General features: G+C 59.1%; 24 protein-coding genes. 1 reads left to right on the forward strand and 23 read right to left on the reverse strand.

Annotated elements, in window-relative coordinates; genetic code table 11:
• The 19 genes from der to trmJ form a co-directional block, all read right to left on the reverse strand.
• The coding region (der, locus tag AC3WK5_RS08110; RefSeq protein ID WP_492574145.1) for a ribosome biogenesis GTPase Der at positions 1–1,410 on the reverse strand (1,410 nt) is incomplete at its 3' end.
• Positions 1,411–1,553: 143 nt separating this feature from the next.
• Positions 1,554–2,705 carry an outer membrane protein assembly factor BamB gene (gene bamB, locus AC3WK5_RS08115; protein ID WP_103319252.1) on the reverse strand — a complete coding sequence of 384 codons (1,152 nt, stop codon included), beginning with the start codon at positions 2,703–2,705 and terminating at the stop codon, positions 1,554–1,556.
• Positions 2,698–3,339: a tetratricopeptide repeat protein gene (locus AC3WK5_RS08120; protein ID WP_103319250.1), complete on the reverse strand. Its 642-nt coding sequence runs from the start codon at positions 3,337–3,339 to the stop codon at positions 2,698–2,700. Before AC3WK5_RS08120 ends, bamB begins: the two co-directional genes overlap by 8 nt.
• Positions 3,340–3,379: 40 nt before the next feature.
• On the reverse strand, positions 3,380–4,669 hold the full coding sequence (hisS, locus tag AC3WK5_RS08125) for a histidine--tRNA ligase (RefSeq protein WP_103319248.1): 1,290 nt from the start codon (positions 4,667–4,669) through the stop codon (positions 3,380–3,382).
• A 23-nt stretch (positions 4,670–4,692) separates the two neighbouring features.
• Positions 4,693–5,802 (reverse strand): flavodoxin-dependent (E)-4-hydroxy-3-methylbut-2-enyl-diphosphate synthase, encoded by a 1,110-nt coding sequence (gene ispG, locus AC3WK5_RS08130; RefSeq protein WP_054595806.1) that lies wholly within the window; start codon positions 5,800–5,802, stop codon positions 4,693–4,695.
• Between the two features lie 3 nt (positions 5,803–5,805).
• Complete coding sequence (locus AC3WK5_RS08135; RefSeq protein WP_103319246.1) at positions 5,806–6,834, reverse strand: RodZ domain-containing protein; 1,029 nt, start codon at positions 6,832–6,834, stop codon at positions 5,806–5,808.
• Positions 6,834–7,592, reverse strand: a complete 759-nt coding sequence (gene pilW / locus AC3WK5_RS08140; RefSeq protein WP_054595804.1) for a type IV pilus biogenesis/stability protein PilW — start codon at positions 7,590–7,592, stop codon at positions 6,834–6,836. The genes AC3WK5_RS08135 and pilW overlap by 1 nt, the downstream gene beginning before the upstream one ends.
• 12 nt (positions 7,593–7,604) lie before the next feature.
• On the reverse strand, positions 7,605–8,753 hold the full coding sequence (gene rlmN, locus AC3WK5_RS08145) for a dual-specificity RNA methyltransferase RlmN (protein WP_019693463.1): 1,149 nt from the start codon (positions 8,751–8,753) through the stop codon (positions 7,605–7,607).
• Between the two features lie 28 nt (positions 8,754–8,781).
• On the reverse strand, positions 8,782–9,207 hold the full coding sequence (gene ndk, locus AC3WK5_RS08150; protein ID WP_007903599.1) for a nucleoside-diphosphate kinase: 426 nt from the start codon (positions 9,205–9,207) through the stop codon (positions 8,782–8,784).
• A 90-nt stretch (positions 9,208–9,297) separates the two neighbouring features.
• Positions 9,298–9,498, reverse strand: coding sequence for a Fe-S cluster assembly protein IscX (gene iscX, locus AC3WK5_RS08155; protein ID WP_019693464.1), 201 nt, complete (start codon positions 9,496–9,498; stop codon positions 9,298–9,300).
• Between the two features lie 14 nt (positions 9,499–9,512).
• Entirely contained in the window at positions 9,513–9,854 is a 342-nt protein-coding gene (fdx, locus tag AC3WK5_RS08160; RefSeq protein ID WP_103319244.1) for an ISC system 2Fe-2S type ferredoxin, read from the reverse strand.
• A 3-nt stretch (positions 9,855–9,857) separates the two neighbouring features.
• Positions 9,858–11,720 (reverse strand): Fe-S protein assembly chaperone HscA, encoded by a 1,863-nt coding sequence (gene hscA, locus AC3WK5_RS08165; protein ID WP_103319242.1) that lies wholly within the window; start codon positions 11,718–11,720, stop codon positions 9,858–9,860.
• A gap of 51 nt (positions 11,721–11,771) precedes the next feature.
• The gene (hscB, locus tag AC3WK5_RS08170) at positions 11,772–12,293 is read right to left on the reverse strand and encodes a co-chaperone HscB (RefSeq protein ID WP_054595799.1); all 522 of its coding nucleotides are present in this window, start codon (positions 12,291–12,293) and stop codon (positions 11,772–11,774) included.
• An 8-nt stretch (positions 12,294–12,301) separates the two neighbouring features.
• Positions 12,302–12,625, reverse strand: a complete 324-nt coding sequence (iscA, locus tag AC3WK5_RS08175; RefSeq protein ID WP_019693468.1) for an iron-sulfur cluster assembly protein IscA — start codon at positions 12,623–12,625, stop codon at positions 12,302–12,304.
• 34 nt (positions 12,626–12,659) lie between these two features.
• Positions 12,660–13,046, reverse strand: coding sequence for a Fe-S cluster assembly scaffold IscU (gene iscU / locus AC3WK5_RS08180; RefSeq protein ID WP_003443374.1), 387 nt, complete (start codon positions 13,044–13,046; stop codon positions 12,660–12,662).
• Positions 13,047–13,139: 93 nt separating this feature from the next.
• Positions 13,140–14,354 carry an IscS subfamily cysteine desulfurase gene (locus AC3WK5_RS08185; protein ID WP_103319241.1) on the reverse strand — a complete coding sequence of 405 codons (1,215 nt, stop codon included), beginning with the start codon at positions 14,352–14,354 and terminating at the stop codon, positions 13,140–13,142.
• A gap of 50 nt (positions 14,355–14,404) precedes the next feature.
• On the reverse strand, positions 14,405–14,896 hold the full coding sequence (iscR, locus tag AC3WK5_RS08190; RefSeq protein ID WP_054595797.1) for a Fe-S cluster assembly transcriptional regulator IscR: 492 nt from the start codon (positions 14,894–14,896) through the stop codon (positions 14,405–14,407).
• 251 nt (positions 14,897–15,147) lie between these two features.
• The gene (gene cysE, locus AC3WK5_RS08195; protein ID WP_054595796.1) at positions 15,148–15,924 is read right to left on the reverse strand and encodes a serine O-acetyltransferase; all 777 of its coding nucleotides are present in this window, start codon (positions 15,922–15,924) and stop codon (positions 15,148–15,150) included.
• A gap of 2 nt (positions 15,925–15,926) precedes the next feature.
• The gene (trmJ, locus tag AC3WK5_RS08200) at positions 15,927–16,697 is read right to left on the reverse strand and encodes a tRNA (cytosine(32)/uridine(32)-2'-O)-methyltransferase TrmJ (RefSeq protein WP_054595795.1); all 771 of its coding nucleotides are present in this window, start codon (positions 16,695–16,697) and stop codon (positions 15,927–15,929) included.
• 146 nt (positions 16,698–16,843) lie between these two features.
• Between trmJ and suhB the strand changes: the two genes are divergently transcribed.
• A complete protein-coding gene (gene suhB, locus AC3WK5_RS08205; protein WP_054595794.1) occupies positions 16,844–17,662 on the forward strand; it encodes a type III secretion system regulator SuhB in 819 nt (272 codons plus the stop codon).
• Positions 17,663–17,910: 248 nt separating this feature from the next.
• On the opposite strand, the gene AC3WK5_RS08210 is transcribed toward suhB, so the two are convergent.
• The 4 genes from AC3WK5_RS08210 to yajC form a co-directional block, all read right to left on the reverse strand.
• Positions 17,911–18,465 (reverse strand): glycine zipper 2TM domain-containing protein, encoded by a 555-nt coding sequence (locus AC3WK5_RS08210; protein WP_103318070.1) that lies wholly within the window; start codon positions 18,463–18,465, stop codon positions 17,911–17,913.
• Between the two features lie 118 nt (positions 18,466–18,583).
• Positions 18,584–19,498, reverse strand: a complete 915-nt coding sequence (gene secF, locus AC3WK5_RS08215) for a protein translocase subunit SecF (protein WP_054595792.1) — start codon at positions 19,496–19,498, stop codon at positions 18,584–18,586.
• Positions 19,499–19,507: 9 nt separating this feature from the next.
• Positions 19,508–21,376 (reverse strand): protein translocase subunit SecD, encoded by a 1,869-nt coding sequence (gene secD, locus AC3WK5_RS08220; RefSeq protein ID WP_103318072.1) that lies wholly within the window; start codon positions 21,374–21,376, stop codon positions 19,508–19,510.
• A gap of 63 nt (positions 21,377–21,439) precedes the next feature.
• On the reverse strand, positions 21,440–21,775 hold the full coding sequence (gene yajC, locus AC3WK5_RS08225) for a preprotein translocase subunit YajC (protein WP_019693477.1): 336 nt from the start codon (positions 21,773–21,775) through the stop codon (positions 21,440–21,442).
• Between the last annotated feature and the right edge of the window lie 18 nt (positions 21,776–21,793).

Raw genomic sequence — 21,793 nt, forward strand, 5'->3', positions numbered from 1 at the left:
CTTGTTGACCTGGCGGTCTGTAAGCGTGTTCTTGTTGCCTTCGTACGGGTTCTCGCCACCTTTGAACTCGATGCGGATCGGCGTACCGACCAGCTTCAAGACACGACGGTAGGTGTTTTCCAGGTAACGGACGTAAGACTTTGGAACCTTCTCGACCTGGTTACCGTGGATCACGATGATCGGCGGGTTCGCACCACCCAAGTGGGCATAACGCAGCTTGATCCGACGGTTGTTGACCATCGGCGGCGCGTGCTCACCAACCGCATCTTCGAGAATCTGGGTCAGGCGGTTGGTCGGCCAGCGGGTAACCGCGGACTTGAACGAGTTCTGCACCGACGCGTAAAGGTTGCCCACGCCAGTACCGTGCAGGGCCGAGATGAAGTGGATGTCGGCGAAGTCGACAAAGAACAGCCGACGTTGCAGCTCGACCTTCACGAAGTCGCGCTCGCTCGGCGTCATGCCGTCCCACTTGTTGATCGCGATCACCAACGCCCGACCCGCTTCCAGGGCAAAGCCCAGCAAGTTGAGGTCGTGGTCTACCACGCCTTCGCGGGCGTCCATCACGAAGATCACCACGTTGGCGTCTTTGATCGCTTGCAGGGTTTTGACCACGGAGAATTTTTCGACTTCTTCGTGGATCTTGCCGCGCTTGCGCACACCCGCGGTGTCGATCAGCGTGTACTTCTCGTCGTTACGCTCGAACGGGATGTAGATGCTGTCGCGGGTGGTGCCTGGCTGGTCATACACGATCACCCGGTCTTCACCGAGCATGCGGTTGACCAGGGTCGACTTGCCGACGTTCGGCCGGCCAATGATAGCGATCTTGATACCGTCTTTTTCGCTCGGGCCCGGAATGCGCTTGGCTTCCTCGCCTTCGGCAACGATCTCATCGAAGCCGTCTTCCGGCTCTTCGCTGTCTTTAGGGAAGTCGCTCAGGGCGATTTCCAGCATCTGGGTGATGCCACGACCGTGGGCACCGGCGATCGGGATCGCGTGGCCCATGCCCAGCGGGGCGAACTCGGCGCGGGCCATTTCAGGGTCGATGTTGTCGACCTTGTTGGCAACCACGTAAGAACGCTTGTTACGCTTGCGCAAGTGCTCGGCGATCATCTGGTCGGCCGCGGTGAAACCGGCCTTGGCATCTACCAGGAACAGAACGACATCCGCTTCTTCAATGGCCAGCAGCGACTGCTCGGCCATTTTTTCGTCCATACCGTGTTCGTCACCGGAGATACCGCCGGTGTCAACCAAAATGTAGGAACGCCCTTGCCACTTGGCCTCACCGTATTGGCGATCACGGGTCAGACCGGACAAGTCGCCGACGATGGCGTCACGAGTCCTGGTCAGGCGGTTGAACAAGGTGGACTTGCCGACGTTCGGTCGGCCCACCAGGGCGATTACGGGAACCATGCGGCTCTCCACTTCGTTATTTCAGAAAATACAAAAGCCGCTGCGAGGCAGCGGCTGGTGCTCGGGGCAGCACTTGATGTACTGCGAGCCTTGTAAAACAAGGCCGCCTGGGAACATTGCTATCCCCAAGCATAGTCAAACCATTACTTGATGGTCAGGGCTTCCAATTTGCCGCTGTTGCCATACACGTAAATCATGTCACCCACCACCAGCGGACGCGCACGCAGGCCGTCGCTGTCGATGCGTTCACGGCCGACGAAACGACCGTCCACCTGACTCAGCAGGTGCAGGTAACCTTCCAGGTCACCGACTGCAACGTAGCTGGAGAACACTTCCGGTGCCGACAGTTGACGGCGGGCCAGCGAGTCGTTGCTCCACAAGGAGGTGGTCGAACGCTCGTCGACGCCTTCAACAGTGCCCGAAGACAGGCTGATGTAGACGCTGCCGAAACCTTGGGCGACACCGGCATAGCTGGAAGCATCACGCTGCCAGAGCTGACGACCGCTTTGCAGGTCCAGGGCCGCTACGCGCCCCTGATAGCTGGCGACATAGATCTTGTCGCCGGACAGCAGCAAGCCACCGTCGATATCAACCACGCGCTCCAGCTCCGAGCGACCCTGTGGAATCGCAATGCGCTGCTCCCACACCGGCACGCCGTTGGAGATATCCAGCGCCACGACTTTACCGGTCGACAGGCCGGCAATCGCCAGGCGGTTGGTCACGATCGGCGCACTGGTGCCGCGCAGAGTCAGGACCGCTGGCGTGCTGTCATACAACCAGCGCTGGTTACCGGTGGAAGCATCCAGACCGATCAGACGATCGTCCTGGGTTTGCACCACCACCACGTCACCGTTGTTGGCAGGCGGTGCGAGCACTTCACTGGTCACGCGAGCGCGCCATTTCTCTTCGCCGGAGCTTGCATCCAGGGCAACCACTTCGCCCTTCAGCGTGCCGATCATGACCAGACCGTAACCCACGCCAACGGCGCCGGACACAGGCAACTCAAGATCTTTCTTCCATTTGACGTCGCCGTTCATGCGATCCAGCGCCATCACCACGCCTTTGACGTCAGCAGCATAGATGGTGTTGCCATCGATGGCCGGCACCAGCATGTTGTAGGTTTCGCCCTGGCCGTTACCGACCGAACGGCTCCACTGCTTTTGCAGGACCACTTCTTCCTTGAATTTGACCAGCTCGGCCGGCGGCAATTCTTTTTTGCTGTTGCTGCTGCAACCCGCGGCCAGAATGGCCAGAGCCAGCAATGCTGCATGTTTCCAACGGATCACGTCACGCATCCCCTTTGGCCAGGTCGTCCAGCTTGATTTGTAAGCCACCGACCGCCGCTTCATCCGACAGCGCAGCCTTGGCTTTTTGGTAAGCAGCATGGGCTTCATCGGTACGACCCAACTGGACCAGCAGGTCACCCTTGAGTTCTTCGCGAGTGGCCAGGAATGCCTGATCGGCATCACCTTCGAGCAATTTCAGTGCTTCGTCAGCCTTGTTCTGTGCGGCCAGAACCTGAGCCAGACGCTGACGCGCCACTTCGCCCAGCGCCGGGTTGGCAGGTTTGTCAGCCACAGCCTTGAGCTGGCTTACAGCGTCATCCAGCTTGCCGCTGTCGACCGCGACTTTCGCCACGAATAGGCTGCCGTATTGGGCGTAAGCCGTGCCGCCGAACTCGCTGTTGAGCTTGTTGGCGAGGTCCGCTACACGGGCCGCGTCAGGCTTGCCGTCCGGGGTCAGCGTGGTTTCCAGCAGTTGCTGGTAAAGCATCGAGGCGCCTTGCGACTGATTGCTCTGATACTTGTGGAACGCCTGCCAGCCGAACACGATGACCAGCGCCAACAGGCCGCCGGTTACGAGAGGTTTGCCGTTACGCTGCCACCAGTCTTTGAATTCCGCCAGATGTTCGTCTTCGGTACTCGACACCCCAATACTCCTTAATCGCTAAATCGGCTGTTTGACAGCTTCAACCCTGCACGACGCAGGTGGCCAGGTGAGCGGCAAGCGCATCCCAGGCAATGCTTTGTTGTTCGCCCTGGCCACGCAGGGGTTTGAAACCTACCACTTGCTGGGCCATTTCGTCGTCACCGAGGATCAATGCGTACAGCGCACCGCTCTTGTCGGCCTTCTTGAACTGACTTTTGAAGCTGCCTGCACCGGCATTGATCTGCAGACGCAGGTTTGGCAACTGATCACGAACCTGCTCGCTCAGTGTCAGAGCGGCCAGTTCGGCAGCCTCACCGAAGGCGCACAGGTAGACATCAACCTGCCGGGAGATTTCTTCCGGGATCTGCTCCAGGGTTTCGAGCAGCAGCACCAGGCGCTCGATGCCCATGGCGAAACCAACGCCCGGCGTCGGCTTGCCGCCCATCTGCTCGACCAGACCGTCGTAACGGCCACCCGCGCAGACAGTGCCCTGGGCGCCGAGTTTGTCGGTGACCCATTCGAATACGGTTTTGCTGTAGTAATCCAGCCCGCGCACCAGCTTCGGGTTGATCACGTAAGGAATGCCGGCAGCGTCCAGACGCGCCTTGAGGCCCTCGAAGTGCACGCGGGATTCTTCATCGAGGTAGTCGGCCATTTTCGGTGCATCGACCAGCGCCGCCTGGGTATCGGCGTTCTTGGTATCGAGCACCCGCAGCGGGTTGGTTTTCAGGCGGCGCTGGCTGTCTTCGTCCAGTTGGTCCAGGCGTGCCGTCAGGTATTCGACCAGTGCATCGCGATAACGAGCGCGAGATGCGCTGGTGCCCAGGCTGTTGAGCTCGAGCTTGACCGCGTCACGGATGCCCAGCTCGCCCCACAGGCGCCAGGTCAGCACGATCAGTTCGGCGTCGATGTCCGGACCATCAAGGTTGAAAACCTCGCAACCGATCTGGTGGAACTGGCGATAACGGCCTTTCTGCGGACGCTCGTGGCGGAACATCGGGCCGATGTACCAGAGTTTCTGCACCTGGCCACCGCCGGTGATGCCGTGCTCAAGCACTGCACGCACGCAGGCCGCTGTGCCTTCAGGGCGCAGGGTCAGCGAATCGCCGTTACGGTCTTCGAAGGTGTACATCTCTTTTTCGACGATGTCGGTCACTTCACCGATGGAGCGTTTGAACAGCTCGGTGAACTCGACGATCGGCATACGAATCTGCTTATAACCGTAGTTATCCAGCAGACGCGAAACGGTGCCCTCGAAATGACGCCACAGCGGGGTCTGTTCGGGCAGGATGTCGTTCATGCCACGTATGGCTTGCAGAGACTTGCTCACTTTAAATCCTTAAATTCGTTCGATCAGCCGCGAGCGATTACTGCTGCGTCGGCTTCGACCTTTTCGGCCGCTTTCTGGCGGATCAGCCTTTCCAGCTCATCCACCAGATTGTCATTCGTCAATTTCTGCGACGGCTTGCCGTCGATGTAAATCAGGTTCGGCGTACCGCCAGTCAAACCGATATGGGCCTCTTTGGCTTCACCGGGACCGTTGACCACACAACCGATGACCGCGACATCCAGCGGCACCAGCAGATCTTCGAGGCGCCCTTCCAGTTCGTTCATGGTTTTCACCACATCGAAGTTCTGCCGCGAGCAGCTCGGGCAGGCGATGAAGTTGATGCCACGGGAACGCAGATGCAGGGATTTGAGAATGTCGTAGCCGACTTTCACTTCCTCGACCGGGTCAGCCGCCAACGAGATGCGAATAGTATCGCCAATCCCTTCGGCGAGCAGCATACCGAGGCCCACGGCGGATTTCACTGTGCCTGAACGCAAACCGCCGGCTTCAGTGATGCCCAGGTGCAGTGGCTGGACGATTTCCTTGGCCAGCAGACGATAGGCTTCGACGGCCATGAACACGTCGGAGGCCTTCACGCTGACCTTGAAGTCCTGGAAGTTCAGGCGTTCAAGGTGCTCGACGTGGCGCAGGGCCGACTCGACCAGCGCGGCCGGTGTCGGCTCGCCGTATTTCTTTTGCAGGTCTTTTTCCAGCGAACCGGCGTTGACGCCGATACGGATCGGAATCCCGCGGTCACGGGCGGCATCGACCACCGCGCGCACACGGTCTTCACGACCGATGTTGCCCGGGTTGATCCGCAGGCAATCGACGCCCAGTTCGGCTACGCGCAAAGCGATCTTGTAGTCGAAGTGAATGTCGGCAACCAATGGCACCTTGACCAGTTGCTTGATTCGACCGAAGGCTTCGGCCGCGTCCATGTCCGGAACGGAAACCCGCACGATGTCGACACCGGCCGCTTCCAGACGATTGATCTGGGCCACGGTGGCGGCAACGTCATTGGTGTCGCTGTTGGTCATGCTCTGTACAGCGATAGGCGCATCACCGCCCACCGGTACCGAACCAACCCAGATCTTGCGGGATTCGCGACGTTTGATTGGAGATTCGCCGTGCATGACTTATTGACCCAACTTCAGGCGAGCAGTCTCGCCACTGGTGAACGGAGCTACATCGACCACTTGCCCGTTGTAGCTGACCTGCGCGCCACGGGCGTAGCCCAGGCGTACTGTAAACGGTGGTTTACCGCTGACGTCAGCGGTTTCGCCCTTATGCTTGAGAGCGCTCAACAGCACTTTGCCGTTACCATCGGTGACTTGTGTCCAGCAGTTGGCAGAGAACTGAATCTGCACCTTACCCGCACCGGCAACCGGAGTGGCCGGCGCAGCAGCCGAAGCGGCAGGTGCTGGCACGGCAGCCACGACTGGCGTTGGCGCAACAGCCACGACTGGTGCCGCTGGCGTCGCAACAACCGGGGCCGGCACGGTGCGCACTGGAGCGGCAACCGGGGCTGTCGGCGCAACCACCGGGGCGGCCGGCGTCGGCGCTTCGGCAGTTGCCGGAGCTTCGGCAGGCGCCTGACCTTCCGGCAATGCCAGAGGCGTCCCGGCTTCGACCTGACCTTCTACCACGGCCTGATCTTCCGGCTCGTCGAGCGGATGGATTTGCGTGGTGCCATCGGCGCCTTCGACTTCGACGTGTTCAGGGCTGAGACCACTCAGGTCCTTGGTACGCAATGAGGTTTGATCCTGCCACCAGACAAAACCGCCACCCACCACGGCCATCAGCAGCAACAGGCTGACGATGCGCAAAATGGTGTGGGAGACCCGCGATGGCTCCTCGATACGCCCAAGGCTGTGCACGTTGCTGCCCTGGGAGTCGGTGCCGGTGTGCTGGTCGAACTGCTGGACCAGAACGGCCTGGTCCATGCCGAGCAATTTGGCGTAGGCGCGGATATAGCCGCGAGCAAAGGTATGCCCCGGCAGCTTGTCGAAAGCGCCGTCTTCCAGATTCTTCAAGGAATTAGCGGTGAGATTGAGCTTGAGCGCTACTTCCGCCAGCGACCAACCATTGCCTTCGCGGGCCTGACGCAGGGTCTCTCCGGGGTTTACGCGAGTCGCTGCTACAACTTCTGGATGCGCCGCTTTCATCATTGCTCCGACAGGTATTGCTGATATTCCGGCGTACCGGGATAGAGTCGTTTTAATTGCAGGCCAAAACTGGCGGCCTTGTCGCGATCTTCGAACACTTTGGCCAGCCGAACGCCGAGCAATAGACTACGTGCATTTTGCTCGGCGAGCAGGCTAAAACGATCGTAATAGTCACGCGCGGGCACATAATGCCTGTCTTCGTACGACAACTCAGCCATTTCCAGCAACGCCCGTGGCTGTTGGCGGTTCAGGCGCAGGGCTTTTTCCAGTTGCTGACGGGCCAGATCCCGCTGGCCAAGCATCGAAGCCGTCATGCCGAGGTTCTCGAAAACCCGTGAACGCTCAGGATAAAGGCTATCGGCAGCCGCTTGTTCAAAGCGCTCGTAAGCTTCTTTGTAACGTTTCTCTTCAAAGAGAAAGCTGCCGTAGTTGTTCAGGATACGAGCATCGCCAGGACGGCCGGACAATGCCTTGCGAAAATGCTGATCCGCGAGCTCAGGTTCCATTTCGGCCTGAAACACCAGGCCCAACGCCGCGTTGGCATCCGGGTCGGCGCTATCCAGTTCGAGGGCCTTCTTCAACGGGACTTTCGCCCGTTCGGTCATGCCCTGTTGCAGATACCCCACACCCAGCTGCACATACGCAGCACGCGCCTCATCGCGCCCCTTGCTGGTTTTCATCGGATTGAAATCACCCGACAGAACACAACCAGCCGACAGGCTGGCGAACAGCAGAAGCAGCGCTAGGCGCAGTGACATAGAGATCCTCTCTTAAGTACGATTCGCAGCGTCTTGCGGCATATCGTTGTCGGCGCTCAACTCACGCACGGCGATATAACGTTCGCTACGACGGGTGCGATCCAGCACCTGTCCTACCAATTGGCCACACGCAGCGTCGATGTCTTCGCCACGGGTGGTGCGCACGGTGACATTGAAGCCAGCGTGATGAAGTTGATCCTGGAAACGACGGATGGCGTTGTTGCTCGGCCGCTCGTAACCGGAATGAGGGAACGGGTTGAACGGGATCAGGTTGATCTTGCAAGGGGTGTCCTTGAGCAACTCGATCATTTCAACCGCATGCTCGACCTTGTCATTGATGTCCTTGAGCAAGGTGTACTCGATGGTCAGCACGCGCTTTTCGCCCAGGGACGACATGTAGCGGCGGCAGGACTCGAGGAGCATTTTCAGCGGGTACTTCTTGTTGATCGGTACCAACTGGTTACGCAGCGCATCGTTCGGTGCGTGCAGGGACAACGCCAGGGAAACGTCGATGTGCTTGGACAGCTCATCGATCATCGGCACCACGCCCGAGGTCGACAGGGTCACACGACGCTTGGAAATGCCGTAGCCCAGGTCGTCCATCATCAAGTGCATGGCGGCAACGACGTTGTCGAAGTTCAGCAGCGGCTCACCCATGCCCATCATCACCACGTTGGTGATGGCACGGTCGGCGGTCGCCGGGATGCTGCCGAACGATTTATTGGCAATCCACACCTGGCCGATGACTTCGGCGGCGGTGAGGTTGCTGTTGAAACCTTGCTTGCCGGTGGAGCAGAAACTGCAATCCAGGGCACAGCCTGCCTGGGACGAAACGCACAGAGTGCCGCGCTTGCCCTGGGGAATGTAGACGGTCTCGACGCAGCTGCCGGACGCCACGCGCACCACCCACTTACGGGTGCCGTCGCTGGAGATGTCCTCGCTGACCACTTCGGGGCCGCGAACTTCGGCAATAGCCTTGAGCTTGTCGCGCAAGGCCTTGCTGACGTTCGTCATGGCGTCGAAATCATCGACGCCAAGGTGGTGAATCCACTTCATTACCTGACTGGCACGGAAACGCTTCTCCCCGATTGAGTCGAAGAATTTTTCCATTTCCGGCTGAGTCAGACCCAGCAGGTTAGTTTTTGCAGTCGATGTAGTCATGGATTCACCTTCACTCATAAGCCAATGCTTAGCGAGTGGTTACTTCAGTAGCTGCGAAGAAGTACGAGATTTCGCGAGCAGCAGCGGCTTCGGAGTCCGAACCGTGCACAGCGTTGGCGTCGATGGAGTCAGCGAAGTCAGCGCGGATGGTGCCGGCAGCAGCTTCTTTAGGGTTGGTAGCGCCCATCAGCTCACGGTTCAGAGCGATAGCGTTTTCGCCTTCCAGAACCTGAACGACAACCGGACCGGAGATCATGAAAGCAACCAGGTCGTTGAAGAAACCACGAGCGCTGTGCTCAGCGTAGAAGCCTTCAGCTTCGGCTTTGGACAGTTGCTTCAGTTTCGAAGCTACAACGCGCAGGCCTGCTTTTTCGAAACGAGTGGTGATCTCGCCGATAACGTTTTTTGCAACGGCGTCAGGCTTGATGATGGAGAAAGTACGTTGAACAGCCATGGTGTAACTCCAGAAACGGTAATTTGCGAAAAATTAAACCCGCGAATTATACGCGGGTTCTTGGGTATTGCCTAACGGCGTACAGTGCGTTCAGTCTGCTTCTTCGATCCAGGCCGCTTGAATCGCTTCAAGCACCTTCTCGCCACCGCGGGTCGGATCATCGCTGAAGTCCGGCAGAGCCATGACCCAGGTGTGCAGATCGACGAAGTTCACGTAACGCGGATCCACATCCGGCTTGCTGTCAGCCAGCTGGATCGCGATTTCCAGCACATCAACCCATTTAAGACTCATGCCAGTTCCTTGAATCAGTGCGGCGCTTCGGCAGCGTGGTTGAGCGAGTATTTAGGAATTTCAACGGTCAGGTCTTCAGTCCCGACGATTGCCTGGCAGGTCAGGCGCGACTGCGCTTCCAGCCCCCAGGCCCGATCAAGATAGTCCTCTTCCAGCTCATCGGCCTCATTCAGCGAGTCAAAGCCTTCGCGAATGATGCAGTGGCAGGTGGTGCAGGCACAGACGCCGCCGCAGGCGCTCTCGATCTCGATATGGTTGTCATGAGCCACTTCGAGAATGGACTTGCCGGTCTCAGCCTCTACGACCATACCGTCCGGGCAATGCTCGGCGTGTGGCAGAAAAATGATCTGCGGCATCAGTTATTCCTCGATTTCATTCAGGTTGCGCCCCGCCAGAGCGGCTTTCACCGTCGAGTCCAGGCGGCGGGCAGCAAAGGCATCGGTCACTTGCGACAGACGCTTGGTCTGCTGCTCGATGGCGTAACCATCGGTACCTTTCATCAGTTCGCTCAGTTCCTGCATCTGCAATTCGATGACCATGCGTTCTTCGGCGTCGAGCAGGCGCTCGCCGTCGACATCGAGGGCGCCTTGCACCGCTTCGATCAAACGCTGGGCATCGACTTGCTGCTCACGCAGTACGCGGGCGACCTTGTCGTCGTTGGCGTGCTGGAACGATTCCTTGAGCATGCGGGCGATTTCGCCGTCGGTCAGGCCGTAGGACGGCTTGACCTGAATGCTCGCCTCGACGCCCGAACCCAATTCGCGGGCGGCCACGCTGAGCAAGCCATCGGCATCGACCTGGAAGGTCACGCGAATCTTCGCCGCACCCGCGACCATGGCCGGAATGCCGCGCAATTCGAAGCGCGCCAGGGAGCGGCAATCGCTGATCAGCTCGCGCTCGCCCTGCAGCACATGAATCATCATGGCCGACTGGCCGTCTTTATAGGTGGTGAAGTCTTGGGCGCGGGCGACCGGGATGGTGGTGTTACGCGGAATCACCTTCTCCATCAGACCGCCCATGGTTTCCAGCCCCAGGGACAACGGAATCACGTCGAGTAGCAGCAGTTCGCCGCCATCGCGCTTGTTGCCCGCCAAGGTATCGGCCTGGATCGCAGCACCAATGGCCACCACTTGATCCGGATCGATCTCGGTCAGCGGCTGACGACCGAAGGCTTCAGCCACGGCATCGCGAACACGCGGCACGCGAGTCGAACCGCCGACCATCACCACCGCCTTCACGTCTTCCAGCTCGACACCGGAATCACGCACGGCGCGGCGGCAGGCTTTCAGGCTGCGAGCAACCATAGGCTCGATCAGCGCATCAAAGGCTTCGCGGGTCAGCTGGGATTTCCAGCCGTCATAAACGACTTCAACCGTCGCCGCATTCGTCAGGGCCTCTTTGGCCGCGCAGGCGGTTTGCAGCAGATGACGTTGCGCGCCCGGATCGAGGTCGGCGGACAGGCCCGCGCTCTCGATGATCCAGCCAGCAATCGCGTGGTCGAAGTCATCGCCGCCCAGGGCGCTGTCGCCACCGGTGGCCAGTACTTCAAACACACCGCCGGTCAGACGCAGAATCGAAATATCGAAGGTGCCGCCGCCCAGGTCATAGATGGCGACCAGGCCTTCGGCGTGTTGATCCAGACCATAAGCCACCGCCGCAGCGGTCGGCTCATTGAGCAAACGCAGCACGTTCAGGCCGGCCAGCTTGGCCGCATCCTTGGTTGCCTGGCGCTGTGCGTCGTCGAAGTAAGCCGGAACGGTGATCACCGCGCCAACCAGTTCGCCGCCCAGCGTCAACTCGGCGCGCTGACGCAGCACCTTGAGGATATCGGCGGAAACTTCGACCGGGCTTTTCGGCCCTTGCACGGTGTCGATGAACGGCATGTGCGACTCGCCATCGACAAAGCGATACGGCAGTTGTTCGCCCAATTGCTTGACGTCGGACAGACCACGACCCATCAAGCGTTTGACCGACAACACCGTGTTCAGCGGATCGGTAGCGGCTGCCAGCTTGGCGGACTCGCCGACCTCGACACGGTCAGCGTGATAGCGCACCGCAGACGGCAGGATGACCTGCCCGTCAGCGTCGGCCAGTGGCTCGGAAAGACCACTGCGCAACGCAGCGACCAGCGAATTGGTAGTGCCCAAGTCGATCCCCACAGCCAGACGACGCTGGTGCGGTTGAGGACTTTGGCCGGGTTCGGCGATCTGCAGTAGGGCCATCGTTATCAGGACTTATCTGTATATCAGGCGTGCGACCGAGGCGGCACTGGGTTAATCGTCGAGGCGCTCTTCTAACTGGCGCACTTCGTAGGTGAGCTTGTCGAGGAACTGCATGCGCCGCATCAGGCGTTCGGCCTGTTCACGCTGCACTGCATCATTCCAGCAAGCTGCGAAGCTTTCGTTCAGTACATCCTGAGCGACCTTCAGGCGGCGCTTGAATACCACAATCCCGGCCAGATCGGCACTGTCTTGCAGGTCTTCGAGTTCTTCACGCCATTGCATCTGCTGCAGAAGAAATTCCGGATCATGCACCGTGACCTCCAGCGGCAGCTCGCGACCACCCATGGCGAGCAGGTAACGCGCGCGCTTGGGGGGACTTTTGAGCGTCTGGTAGGCCTCGTTGAGGCTAGCGGATTGCTCTAGCGCCAGCCGTTGCTCACGCTCGGAAGCGTCAGCAAAGCGGTCTGGATGAACGCCGCGCGCCAACTCACGGTAGCGCGTAGCCAGCTGATCGAGGTCCAGATTGAAGCTCGGTTGCAGCTCAAATAATGCGAAATGACAAGGAGTACCCACGAGCAGCCTCAGATGTTGAAGCTTTCGCCGCAGCCACATTCACCGCGCACGTTGGGATTGTTGAACTTGAAGCCTTCGTTCAACCCTTCCTTGACGAAATCGAGCTCGGTGCCGTCCAGGTACGCCAGGCTTTTCGGATCGATGATCACTTTCTCGCCATGACTGACGAAGACCTGATCGTCAGCCCCTACCTCATCGACAAACTCCAGCACGTAGGCAAGGCCGGAACAGCCCGTGGTGCGAACACCCAGACGAATCCCATCACCCTTGCCGCGCCCGTCGAGGGAGCGTCGCACGTGTTGAGCAGCCGCTTCTGTCATGCTGATAGCCATCGGTGACTCCTTACTCGTCGCCAATACTTGAAAGTCAGATCAAGCCTTTCTTCTGCTTGTAATCGCGAACGGCAGCCTTGATGGCGTCTTCAGCGAGTACCGAGCAGTGGATTTTCACTGGCGGCAAGGCCAGTTCTTCAGCCAGCTGGGTGTTCTTGATGGTCTCTGCTTCGTCCAGAGTCTTGCCCTTCATCCACTCGGTAGCGAGGGAGCTGGAGGCAATGGCAGAGCCGCAGCCGTAGGTCTTGAACTTGGCGTCTTCGATGATGCCTTGCTCGTTGACCTTGATTTGCAGGCGCATAACGTCGCCGCATGCTGGAGCGCCGACCATGCCGGTGCCGACATCAGGATCTTCCGCGTCCATCTTGCCGACGTTACGCGGGTTCTCGTAGTGGTCGATGACCTTTTCGCTGTAAGCCATGATTAATCCTCACTCATCAGAGAGTCGCTCTTGGAGCCCTGCAAGCCAACCTTTCAACCGGCTTGCAAAGCCCCTGTGCGGCGACTTAATTCGTTAGTGTGCCGCCCACTCGATCTTCGAAATGTCGACGCCGTCTTTGTACATGTCCCACAGCGGCGACAGAGCGCGCAGCTTGGTGACGGCCTCGCAGACTTTCTGCGCGGCATAATCGATTTCTTCTTCGGTGGTGAAGCGGCCGAAGGTGAAGCGAATCGAGCTGTGTGCCAGTTCGTCGTTGCGGCCCAGGGCGCGCAGTACGTACGAAGGCTCAAGCGACGCCGAGGTGCAGGCCGAACCGGACGATACCGCCAGGTCCTTGAGCGCCATGATCAGCGACTCGCCCTCAACGTAGTTGAAGCTCAGGTTCAGGTTGTGCGGAACACGGGCGGTCAGGCTGCCGTTGACGTACAGCTCTTCGAGGCCTTCGACCTGCTTGAAGAAACGATCGCTCAGGGCTTTGATCCGAACGTTTTCGGTAGCCATGTCTTCCTTGGCTACACGGAAGGCTTCGCCCATGCCAACGATCTGGTGAGTGGCCAGGGTGCCGGAACGCATGCCGCGCTCGTGACCGCCGCCGTGCATGGTCGCTTCAAGGCGAACACGCGGCTTGCGGCTGACGTACAGCGCGCCGATGCCTTTAGGGCCATAAGTCTTGTGAGCCGAGAAGGACATCAGGTCGACTTTCAGCTTCTGCAGGTCGATCTCGACCTTGCCGGTGGACTGCGCAGCGTCGACATGGAACAGGATGCCCTTGGAACGGGTCAGTTCGCCGATGGCTGCGATGTCGTTAATGGTGCCGATTTCGTTGTTCACGTGCATGACCGACACCAGGATGGTGTCATCGCGCAGCGCGGCTTCGATCATCTCAGGCGTTACCAGACCGTCTTCACGAGGATCGAGGTAGGTGACTTCGAAACCTTCGCGCTCCAGTTGGCGCATGGTGTCGAGGACCGCCTTGTGTTCGATCTTGGTGGTGATCAGGTGCTTGCCTTTGGTGCCATAGAAATGCGCGACACCCTTGATTGCCAGGTTGTCGGACTCGGTGGCACCGGAGGTCCAGACGATTTCACGCGGGTCGGCGTTGACCAGGTCGGCGACCTGGCGGCGAGCGTTTTCGACCGATTCTTCGGCTTTCCAGCCGAACACGTGGGAGCGGGACGCCGGGTTACCGAAGTTTCCGTCGACCAGCAGGCATTCACTCATCTTTTGCGCGACACGCGGATCAACCGGGGTGGTCGCAGAGTAATCAAGGTAAATCGGCAATTTCATGGACTCTCTCCTAATTCAGGCTGGCTGGCGTGCCGCTAGCTCTTTGGCTGTCATTCGACGGCGGACGCTTCAATCTTGTCCAGACGCGACGCCTTGCTGTTGCAACGACGCTGGTCCTGACGCTGGGCTACTTCTTGCACTTCACGGCGAGTGACAAGGTCAGCCAAGCTGATACCGCTCAGAAATTCGTGGATTTGCAGGCTCAGATCACACCACAAATGGTGGGTCAGGCAGGTGTCGCCGCCATGGCAATCACCCAGCCCCTGGCATTTGGTTGCATCGACCGATTCGTTTACCGCATCGATCACCTGAGCGACCTGGATGCCCTGCATGTCACGCGATAGCTGGTAGCCACCGCCTGGTCCACGGACACTGGAAACCAGATTGCTGCGGCGCAATTTGGCGAAGAGCTGTTCGAGGTAGGACAGGGAAATGCCTTGGCGCTCAGAGATATCGGCCAGGGACACCGGGCCATGTTGCGCGTGCAACGCCAGGTCAAGCATGGCGGTGACAGCGTATCGGCCTTTTGTAGTCAGTCGCATGGACAATTACCACGGAGTTACGGGATGGGGGCGAGTATGCAATTCCCGAGTATTCAAGTCAACTATAAGACCTAGTACTTTAGTCAGGTTTACCCGCAAAAGAGCGCGCGCACTATAACAAAGGCTGGCGGTGATCGACCAGCAAATGCGCGTTATCGTTCTTCGCGAGCAAGCCCGCTCCCACAGGGGATCTCCAGTGCTGCATAGACCCAGTGTGGGAGCGGGCTTGCTCGCGAAGGCCGCGCCGCGGTTTAACTGGCCTGGCTTTCATCCTTGCCTTTGACGCAGGCGAAGTCTTCTTCGCGCAGCTCAGGCAAATCCTTGGCACAGTAAGGGCTGCCCAGGTCCTTGAGCGCGCCGCACATGCCTTCCAGTCGACCATCGACCGCTTGCAAGTGATCCAGCAACTGACCGATGGCACGCGCCACCGGGTCCGGCATGTCTTCACTGACGCCGTAGGCATCAAAACCAATCTTCTCGGCCATGGCCTTGCGCCTGGCTTCCAGCTCATCATCGGACTTGACGATAATCCGCCCCGGAATTCCGACCACTGTCGCCCCCGCCGGCACCGCCTTGGTCACCACCGCATTGGAACCCACCTTGGCCCCCGCCCCCACGGTGAACGGCCCCAACACCTTGGCGCCTGCCCCCACCACTACACCATCTTCCAGCGTCGGGTGGCGCTTGCCTTTGTTCCAGCTGGTACCGCCGAGGGTCACGCCCTGATACAGCGTCACGTCATTGCCGATCTCGGCGGTTTCACCGATAACGATGCCCATGCCATGGTCAATAAAGAAGCGACGACCGACCTTGGCGCCCGGATGAATCTCGATCCCGGTCAACCAGCGGCCGAAGTTCGATACCAACCGCGCCAGCCATTTCCAGCCCATACCCCACAGAGCAGCAGACAGTCGATGAATCCAGATGGCGTGCATGCCGGGGTAGCAGGTCAACACCTCAAACGCATTACGTGCCGCCGGGTCACGGTGGAAAACGCTCTGGATATCTTCACGCAAACGCTCGAACATCATTAATCCTTCCGCTTAAGAAGCTCACCACGGGCCGCTTTTTGGGTTTCCGTGAGGATGCCACGCAAAATATTCATTTCCGCCCGGCTGACCGAGCTTCGTCCGTACAACCGACGCAGGCGCGCCATCAAGTGCCGCGGTTTTTCCGGATCGAGAAATTCGATGGCCACCAGCGTCTGCTCCAGGTGCTCATAGAATCGCTCAAGCTCATCCATGGTCGCCAGCTCGCCACTCTTGGTCGACGCCACTTCTTCCTTCTCGATCTTGCTTGGCTGACCTTGGGCCGCCAGCCAGGACATGCGCACTTCATAGCTCAACACCTGCACCGCCGCCCCAAGGTTCAGCGAACTGAACTCAGGGTCTGATGGGATGTGCACGTGATAATGACATCGCTGCAGCTCTTCATTGGTCAGGCCGGAATCTTCACGACCAAAGACCAAAGCAATCTCAGCACCTTGCGCTGCCTCCTCAACCACCTTCGTCCCGCATTCACGGGGATCGAGCAGCGGCCAAGGGATACGACGGTCACGCGCACTGGTGCCCAGCACCAGGTTGCAGCCGACCAGCGCATCTTCCAGCGTGGCGACGACTTGGGCGTTTTCCAGGATGTCACCGGCACCGGAAGCTCGCGCATCGGCTTCGTGGTGCGGGAACAACCGCGGCTCGACCAGCACCAGTCGCGACAGCCCCATGTTCTTCATGGCACGCGCAGCCCCGCCGATATTCCCCGGATGGCTGGTATTGACCAGGACGACACGAATGTTCTGCAGCAAAGGAGGCGCTCTCTGACAGGGAAATTAGGGAGCAAATCTTACAGTTCATCCTACCGTTAAGCTATGAAAGCGAACGTCGACCTTCACCTGTAGAAACTTTCTGATAGAATGCTCGGCTTTCTTTAACAACCTTAGGTGACACATCCATGCAGCCCATGCTGAATATCGCGCTGCGCGCCGCCCGCAGCGCCAGTGAATTGATTTTCCGCTCCATCGAGCGCCTGGATACCATCAAGGTCGACGAAAAAGACGCCAAGGACTACGTGTCCGAAGTGGATCGCGCTGCCGAACAGAAAATCATCGACGCACTGCGCAAGGCTTACCCGAATCATTCGATCATGGGTGAAGAGACCGGCATGCACGCAGGCAACGGGATCGAAGGCGAAGAATACCTGTGGATCATCGACCCACTGGACGGCACCACCAACTTCCTGCGCGGCATTCCTCACTTCGCTGTCAGCATCGCCTGCAAATACCGCGGTCGCCTGGAACACGCAGTGGTTCTGGACCCGGTTCGCCAGGAAGAATTCACCGCCAGCCGTGGTCGCGGCGCTCAACTGAACGGTCGCCGTCTGCGCGTCAGCGGTCGCACCAGCCTGGACGGCGCCCTGCTGGGTACCGGCTTCCCGTTCCGTGACGACCAGATGGACAACCTCGACAATTACCTGGGCATGTTCCGCGCCTTGGTTGGCCAGACTGCCGGCATCCGCCGCGCTGGCGCAGCGAGCCTGGACCTGGCTTATGTAGCTGCCGGCCGTTTCGACGCCTTCTGGGAGTCGGGCCTGTCCGAGTGGGACATGGCGGCAGGCGCCCTGCTGATCCAGGAAGCTGGCGGCTTGGTGAGCGACTTCACCGGCGGTCACGACTTCCTTGAAAAAGGCCACATCGTTGCCGGCAACACCAAATGCTTCAAAGCAGTACTGACGGCCATCCAGCCGCACCTGCCAGCCTCGCTAAAACGCTAAGCACCAGGCACAAAAAAGCACCCTTCGGGGTGCTTTTTTTATGCCTGAAATTTGATCTCGCAAACATCACATCCCCATTGTGGGAGCGGGCTTGCTCGCGAAAGCGGTGTGCCAGTCGACATCACTATTGGATATGCAGCCGCCTTCGCGAGCAAGCCCGCTCCCACAGGGAATGGGTGGTGGGGCATAAATTCCGGGCACAAAAAAAAAGCACCCTTCCGGGTGCTTTTTTGAGTCTGGCATTCAGCTTATTTCTGAGCGGGCTGATTCTGTCCCAGGATCAGATGACCGTCCTTGTCGACCGGGATCTGGTTGCCCGGATCACGATCCATCCGCACTTTGCCTTCCTTGCCGCCCAGCGAATACCGAACGTCATAGCCTACGAGCTTGTCGCTGACGTCATGGACCGTCTCGCAACGTCTTTGCATCGTGGTGGAGGTATCACGCTCCTGCATGCCTTCCTGCACCTTGTTACCCGCGTAACCGCCACCAACTGCACCGGCGACCGTGGCGAGCTTCTTGCCATTACCACCACCGACCATGTTACCCAACAAACCACCGCCGACCGCACCGATCACCGTACCGAGGATCTGATGCTCATCCTTCACCGGCGCCTGCCGGGTAACCGGTACATCCCTGCACACTTCACGTGGGGTCTTGATCTGTGTTTTGACCGGCTCGACTGCCAGTACTTGCGCATACTCAGGTCCGCCGCTTTTTACCAGGCTGTAGGTGGCAACAGCGCCTCCGGCAGTCACACCGACAGCACCCAATACCGCACCAACCAGTAACGACTTGTTCACATGAACCTCCTGACCATCACATGCGGGACGTGCCCGCGCCTTTCCAAACCTTGGAGCATAAAAAAAGGCGCGAGTTCAATACTCGCGCCTTCTGGTTATAACGAGAGGAAATAACGCCTCAAGGACGATCGTCCACTTCCTTCTCGGTATTGGCCGGAGGAATCAGGTCCTCGCTGCTCAGGTTCAGCCAGATCAGCACCACGTTAGCGATGTAGATCGACGAGTAAGTACCCGCCAGAACGCCGATAAACAGCGCAATGGAGAAGCCGAACAGGTTGTCGCCACCGAAGAACAGCAGCGCTGCAATCGCCAGCAAGGTGGAGATCGACGTCGCCATGGTCCGCAGCAGGGTTTGCGTGGTCGAGATGTTGATGTTCTCGATCAGGCTAGCCTTGCGCAGTACACGGAAGTTCTCACGAACCCGGTCGAATACCACGATGGTGTCGTTGAGCGAGTAACCGATGATCGCCAGTACCGCCGCCAGCACCGTCAGGTCGAAGGTGATCTGGAAGAACGACAGGATACCCACGGTCACGATCACGTCGTGGATCAGCGAGACAATCGCACCAACCGCGAACTTCCACTGAAAGCGGAATGCCAGGTAGATCAGAATGCCGCCCAGCGCCATCAGCATGCCGAGGCCGCCCTGGTCGCGCAGCTCTTCACCCACCTGCGGACCGACGAACTCGACACGCTTGACCACAGCCGGGTTGTCGCCGCCGACTTTCTGCAGCGCTTCAGCGACCTGGTGACCCAGTTGCGGGTCTTCGCCAGGCATACGCACCAGCAAATCGGTGGTCGCGCCGAAGCTCTGAACGATCGCTTCGTGATAACCCGCTTCAGTCAGCTGGGAACGAACTTTCAAGACGTCGGCCGGACGCTCGTAGGTCAGCTCGATGAGCGTACCGCCGGTGAAGTCCAGACCGTAGTTCATGCCCTTGTGGAAGCAGCTGAACAACGCCAGAGCGGTAAGGAACAATGTGACGCCGAACGCAACGTTGCGAACGCCCATGAAGTTGATAGTACGTAACATGGCAGCCCCTTAAATCCACAACTTCTTGAAGTCACGACCGCCGAAGATCAGGTTGACCATCGCGCGGGTCACCATGATGGCCGTGAACATCGAGGTAAAGATCCCGAGGGACATGGTCACTGCGAAACCTTTGACCGGGCCGGTGCCCATCGCAAAGAGGATGCCGCCGACCAACAGAGTGGTCAGGTTGGCGTCGAGAATCGCGGTGAATGCCCGGCCGAAGCCTTCGTTGATTGCCCGCTGCACGGTCATGCCGGCCGCGATCTCTTCACGTATCCGCGAGAAGATCAGTACGTTGGCGTCGACCGCCATACCCATGGTCAAGACGATACCGGCGATACCTGGCAGGGTCAGCGTTGCCCCCAGCAAAGACATCAAGGCCAGCAGCAGCACCATGTTCACCGCCAGCGCAACCGTGGCGATCAGGCCGAAGAAGCGGTAGATGGCCATGATGAACAGCGAAACGAACAGCATGCCCCACAGCGACGCATCGATACCCTTGGTGATGTTGTCAGCACCCAGGCTTGGACCGATGGTGCGCTCTTCAGCAAAGTACATCGGTGCCGCCAGACCACCGGCGCGCAGCAGCAACGCCAGCTCCGAGGACTCGCCCTGACCGTTCAGGCCAGTAATGCGGAACTGAGCACCCAGCGGCGACTGAATGGTCGCCAGGCTGATGATCTTTTTCTCTTCCTTGAAGCTCTGGACCGGCACGTCTTTCTCGACGCCGTTGACCATCTGCTTGACGTAAGTCGTCACCGGGCGTTGCTCGATGAAGATCACCGCCATGCTGCGACCGACGTTGGAGCGCGTCGCACGGTTCATCAGCTCACCGCCGTGACCGTCCAGACGAATGTTCACTTCCGGCGTACCGTGCTCACCGAAACCAGCCTTGGCGTCAGTTACCTGGTCGCCAGTGATGATCAGGCCACGCTCGATTTGCGCTGGAGGACGCTTGCCCTCACGGAACTCGAAGGTCTCGGAAGTGGCTTTCGAAGCACCCGGCTCTGCCGCCAGACGGAACTCCAGGTTAGCCGTCTTGCCGAGGATACGCTTGGCTTCGGCAGTGTCTTGCACGCCTGGCAGCTCAACCACGATGCGGTTGGCACCCTGACGCTGAACGATCGGTTCGGCAACACCCAGCTCGTTGACGCGGTTACGCACCGTGGTCAAGTTCTGCTTGATGGAGTATTCGCGGATTTCCGCCAGCTTGGCCGGGGTCATCGCCAGACGCAGTACCGGTTGGCCATTGAGGTCGGCCGGAACAATGTCGAAATCGTTGAAGTTCTTGCGGATCAGCGCACGAGCATCTTCGCGGGCAGATTCATCACTGAAACCCAGCTGAATGGCGCCATTGATCTGCGGCAGGCTGCGATAGCGCAGTTTCTCTTTACGCAGCAGGCTCTTGACGTCGCCTTCGTAGACTTTCAGGCGCGCGTCGAGGGCTTTTTCCATGTCCACTTCAAGCAGGAAGTGCACACCACCGGACAAGTCCAGACCCAGCTTCATCGGATGCGCGCCAACAGTGCGCAGCCATTGCGGGGTGGTTTGTGCCAGGTTCAGCGCGACGACGTAGTCATCACCCAGCGCCTTGCGCACGACGTCTTTGGCTGGCAGTTGGTCTTCCGCCTTGGTCAGGCGCAACAAACCGCCCTTGCCATTGGCCGACAGAGTGGCCGCCTTGACGTTGATCCCGGCATCGTTGAGCGCTTTGCTCACGCGATCCAGATCAGCCTGATTGACCTGCAGCGCAGTGCTTGCACCGCTGACCTGAATGGCCGGATCGTCAGGATAAAGATTGGGAGCGGAATAAATCAGACCGACCGCCAGCACCGCCAGGATCAGAATGTATTTCCACAGAGGGTATTTGTTCAGCATCACGCCGCCCGCTTATGACGCGGGGCGCCTTGCGCGCCCCGTCGATTGAGTAGAAGTTGAAACTTAGATCGCTTTTAGCGTGCCTTTTGGCAGCGTGGCGGCAATGGCGCCCTTTTGGAATTTCATTTCGACAGTGTCGGAAACTTCCAGAACAACGAAATCATCTGCCACTTTAGTGATCTTGCCGGCGATACCACCGGTGGTCACAACTTCGTCGCCTTTTTGCAGGCTGCTCAGCAGGTTCTTCTGCTCTTTGGCGCGCTTGGCCTGTGGACGCCAGATCATCAGGTAGAAGATGACCAGGAAGCCGACCAGGAAAATCCACTCAAAGCCGCCGCCCATTGGGCCTGCCGCAGGGGCACCAGCATCAGCCATGGCATTAGAGATAAAAAAGCTCATTTAGCACTCCAGTTGCAA

It is taken from the genome of Pseudomonas sp. FW306-02-D09B (genome assembly GCF_058782685.1).

Coding starts and splice junctions, on each gene's coding strand:
- bamB (WP_103319252.1), bottom strand. CDS start 2,705: ATGCGTGACGTGATCCGTTGGAAACATGCAGCATTGCTGGCTCTGGCC.
- ispG (WP_054595806.1), bottom strand. CDS start 5,802: ATGCACGGCGAATCTCCAATCAAACGTCGCGAATCCCGCAAGATCTGG.
- AC3WK5_RS08135 (WP_103319246.1), bottom strand. CDS start 6,834: ATGAAAGCGGCGCATCCAGAAGTTGTAGCAGCGACTCGCGTAAACCCC.
- pilW (WP_054595804.1), bottom strand. CDS start 7,592: ATGTCACTGCGCCTAGCGCTGCTTCTGCTGTTCGCCAGCCTGTCGGCT.
- rlmN (WP_019693463.1), bottom strand. CDS start 8,753: ATGACTACATCGACTGCAAAAACTAACCTGCTGGGTCTGACTCAGCCG.
- ndk (WP_007903599.1), bottom strand. CDS start 9,207: ATGGCTGTTCAACGTACTTTCTCCATCATCAAGCCTGACGCCGTTGCA.
- iscX (WP_019693464.1), bottom strand. CDS start 9,498: ATGAGTCTTAAATGGGTTGATGTGCTGGAAATCGCGATCCAGCTGGCT.
- fdx (WP_103319244.1), bottom strand. CDS start 9,854: ATGCCGCAGATCATTTTTCTGCCACACGCCGAGCATTGCCCGGACGGT.
- hscA (WP_103319242.1), bottom strand. CDS start 11,720: ATGGCCCTACTGCAGATCGCCGAACCCGGCCAAAGTCCTCAACCGCAC.
- iscA (WP_019693468.1), bottom strand. CDS start 12,625: ATGGCTATCAGCATGACAGAAGCGGCTGCTCAACACGTGCGACGCTCC.
- iscU (WP_003443374.1), bottom strand. CDS start 13,046: ATGGCTTACAGCGAAAAGGTCATCGACCACTACGAGAACCCGCGTAAC.
- AC3WK5_RS08185 (WP_103319241.1), bottom strand. CDS start 14,354: ATGAAATTGCCGATTTACCTTGATTACTCTGCGACCACCCCGGTTGAT.
- iscR (WP_054595797.1), bottom strand. CDS start 14,896: ATGCGACTGACTACAAAAGGCCGATACGCTGTCACCGCCATGCTTGAC.
- cysE (WP_054595796.1), bottom strand. CDS start 15,924: ATGTTCGAGCGTTTGCGTGAAGATATCCAGAGCGTTTTCCACCGTGAC.
- suhB (WP_054595794.1), top strand. CDS start 16,844: ATGCAGCCCATGCTGAATATCGCGCTGCGCGCCGCCCGCAGCGCCAGT.
- secF (WP_054595792.1), bottom strand. CDS start 19,498: ATGTTACGTACTATCAACTTCATGGGCGTTCGCAACGTTGCGTTCGGC.
- secD (WP_103318072.1), bottom strand. CDS start 21,376: ATGCTGAACAAATACCCTCTGTGGAAATACATTCTGATCCTGGCGGTG.
- yajC (WP_019693477.1), bottom strand. CDS start 21,775: ATGAGCTTTTTTATCTCTAATGCCATGGCTGATGCTGGTGCCCCTGCG.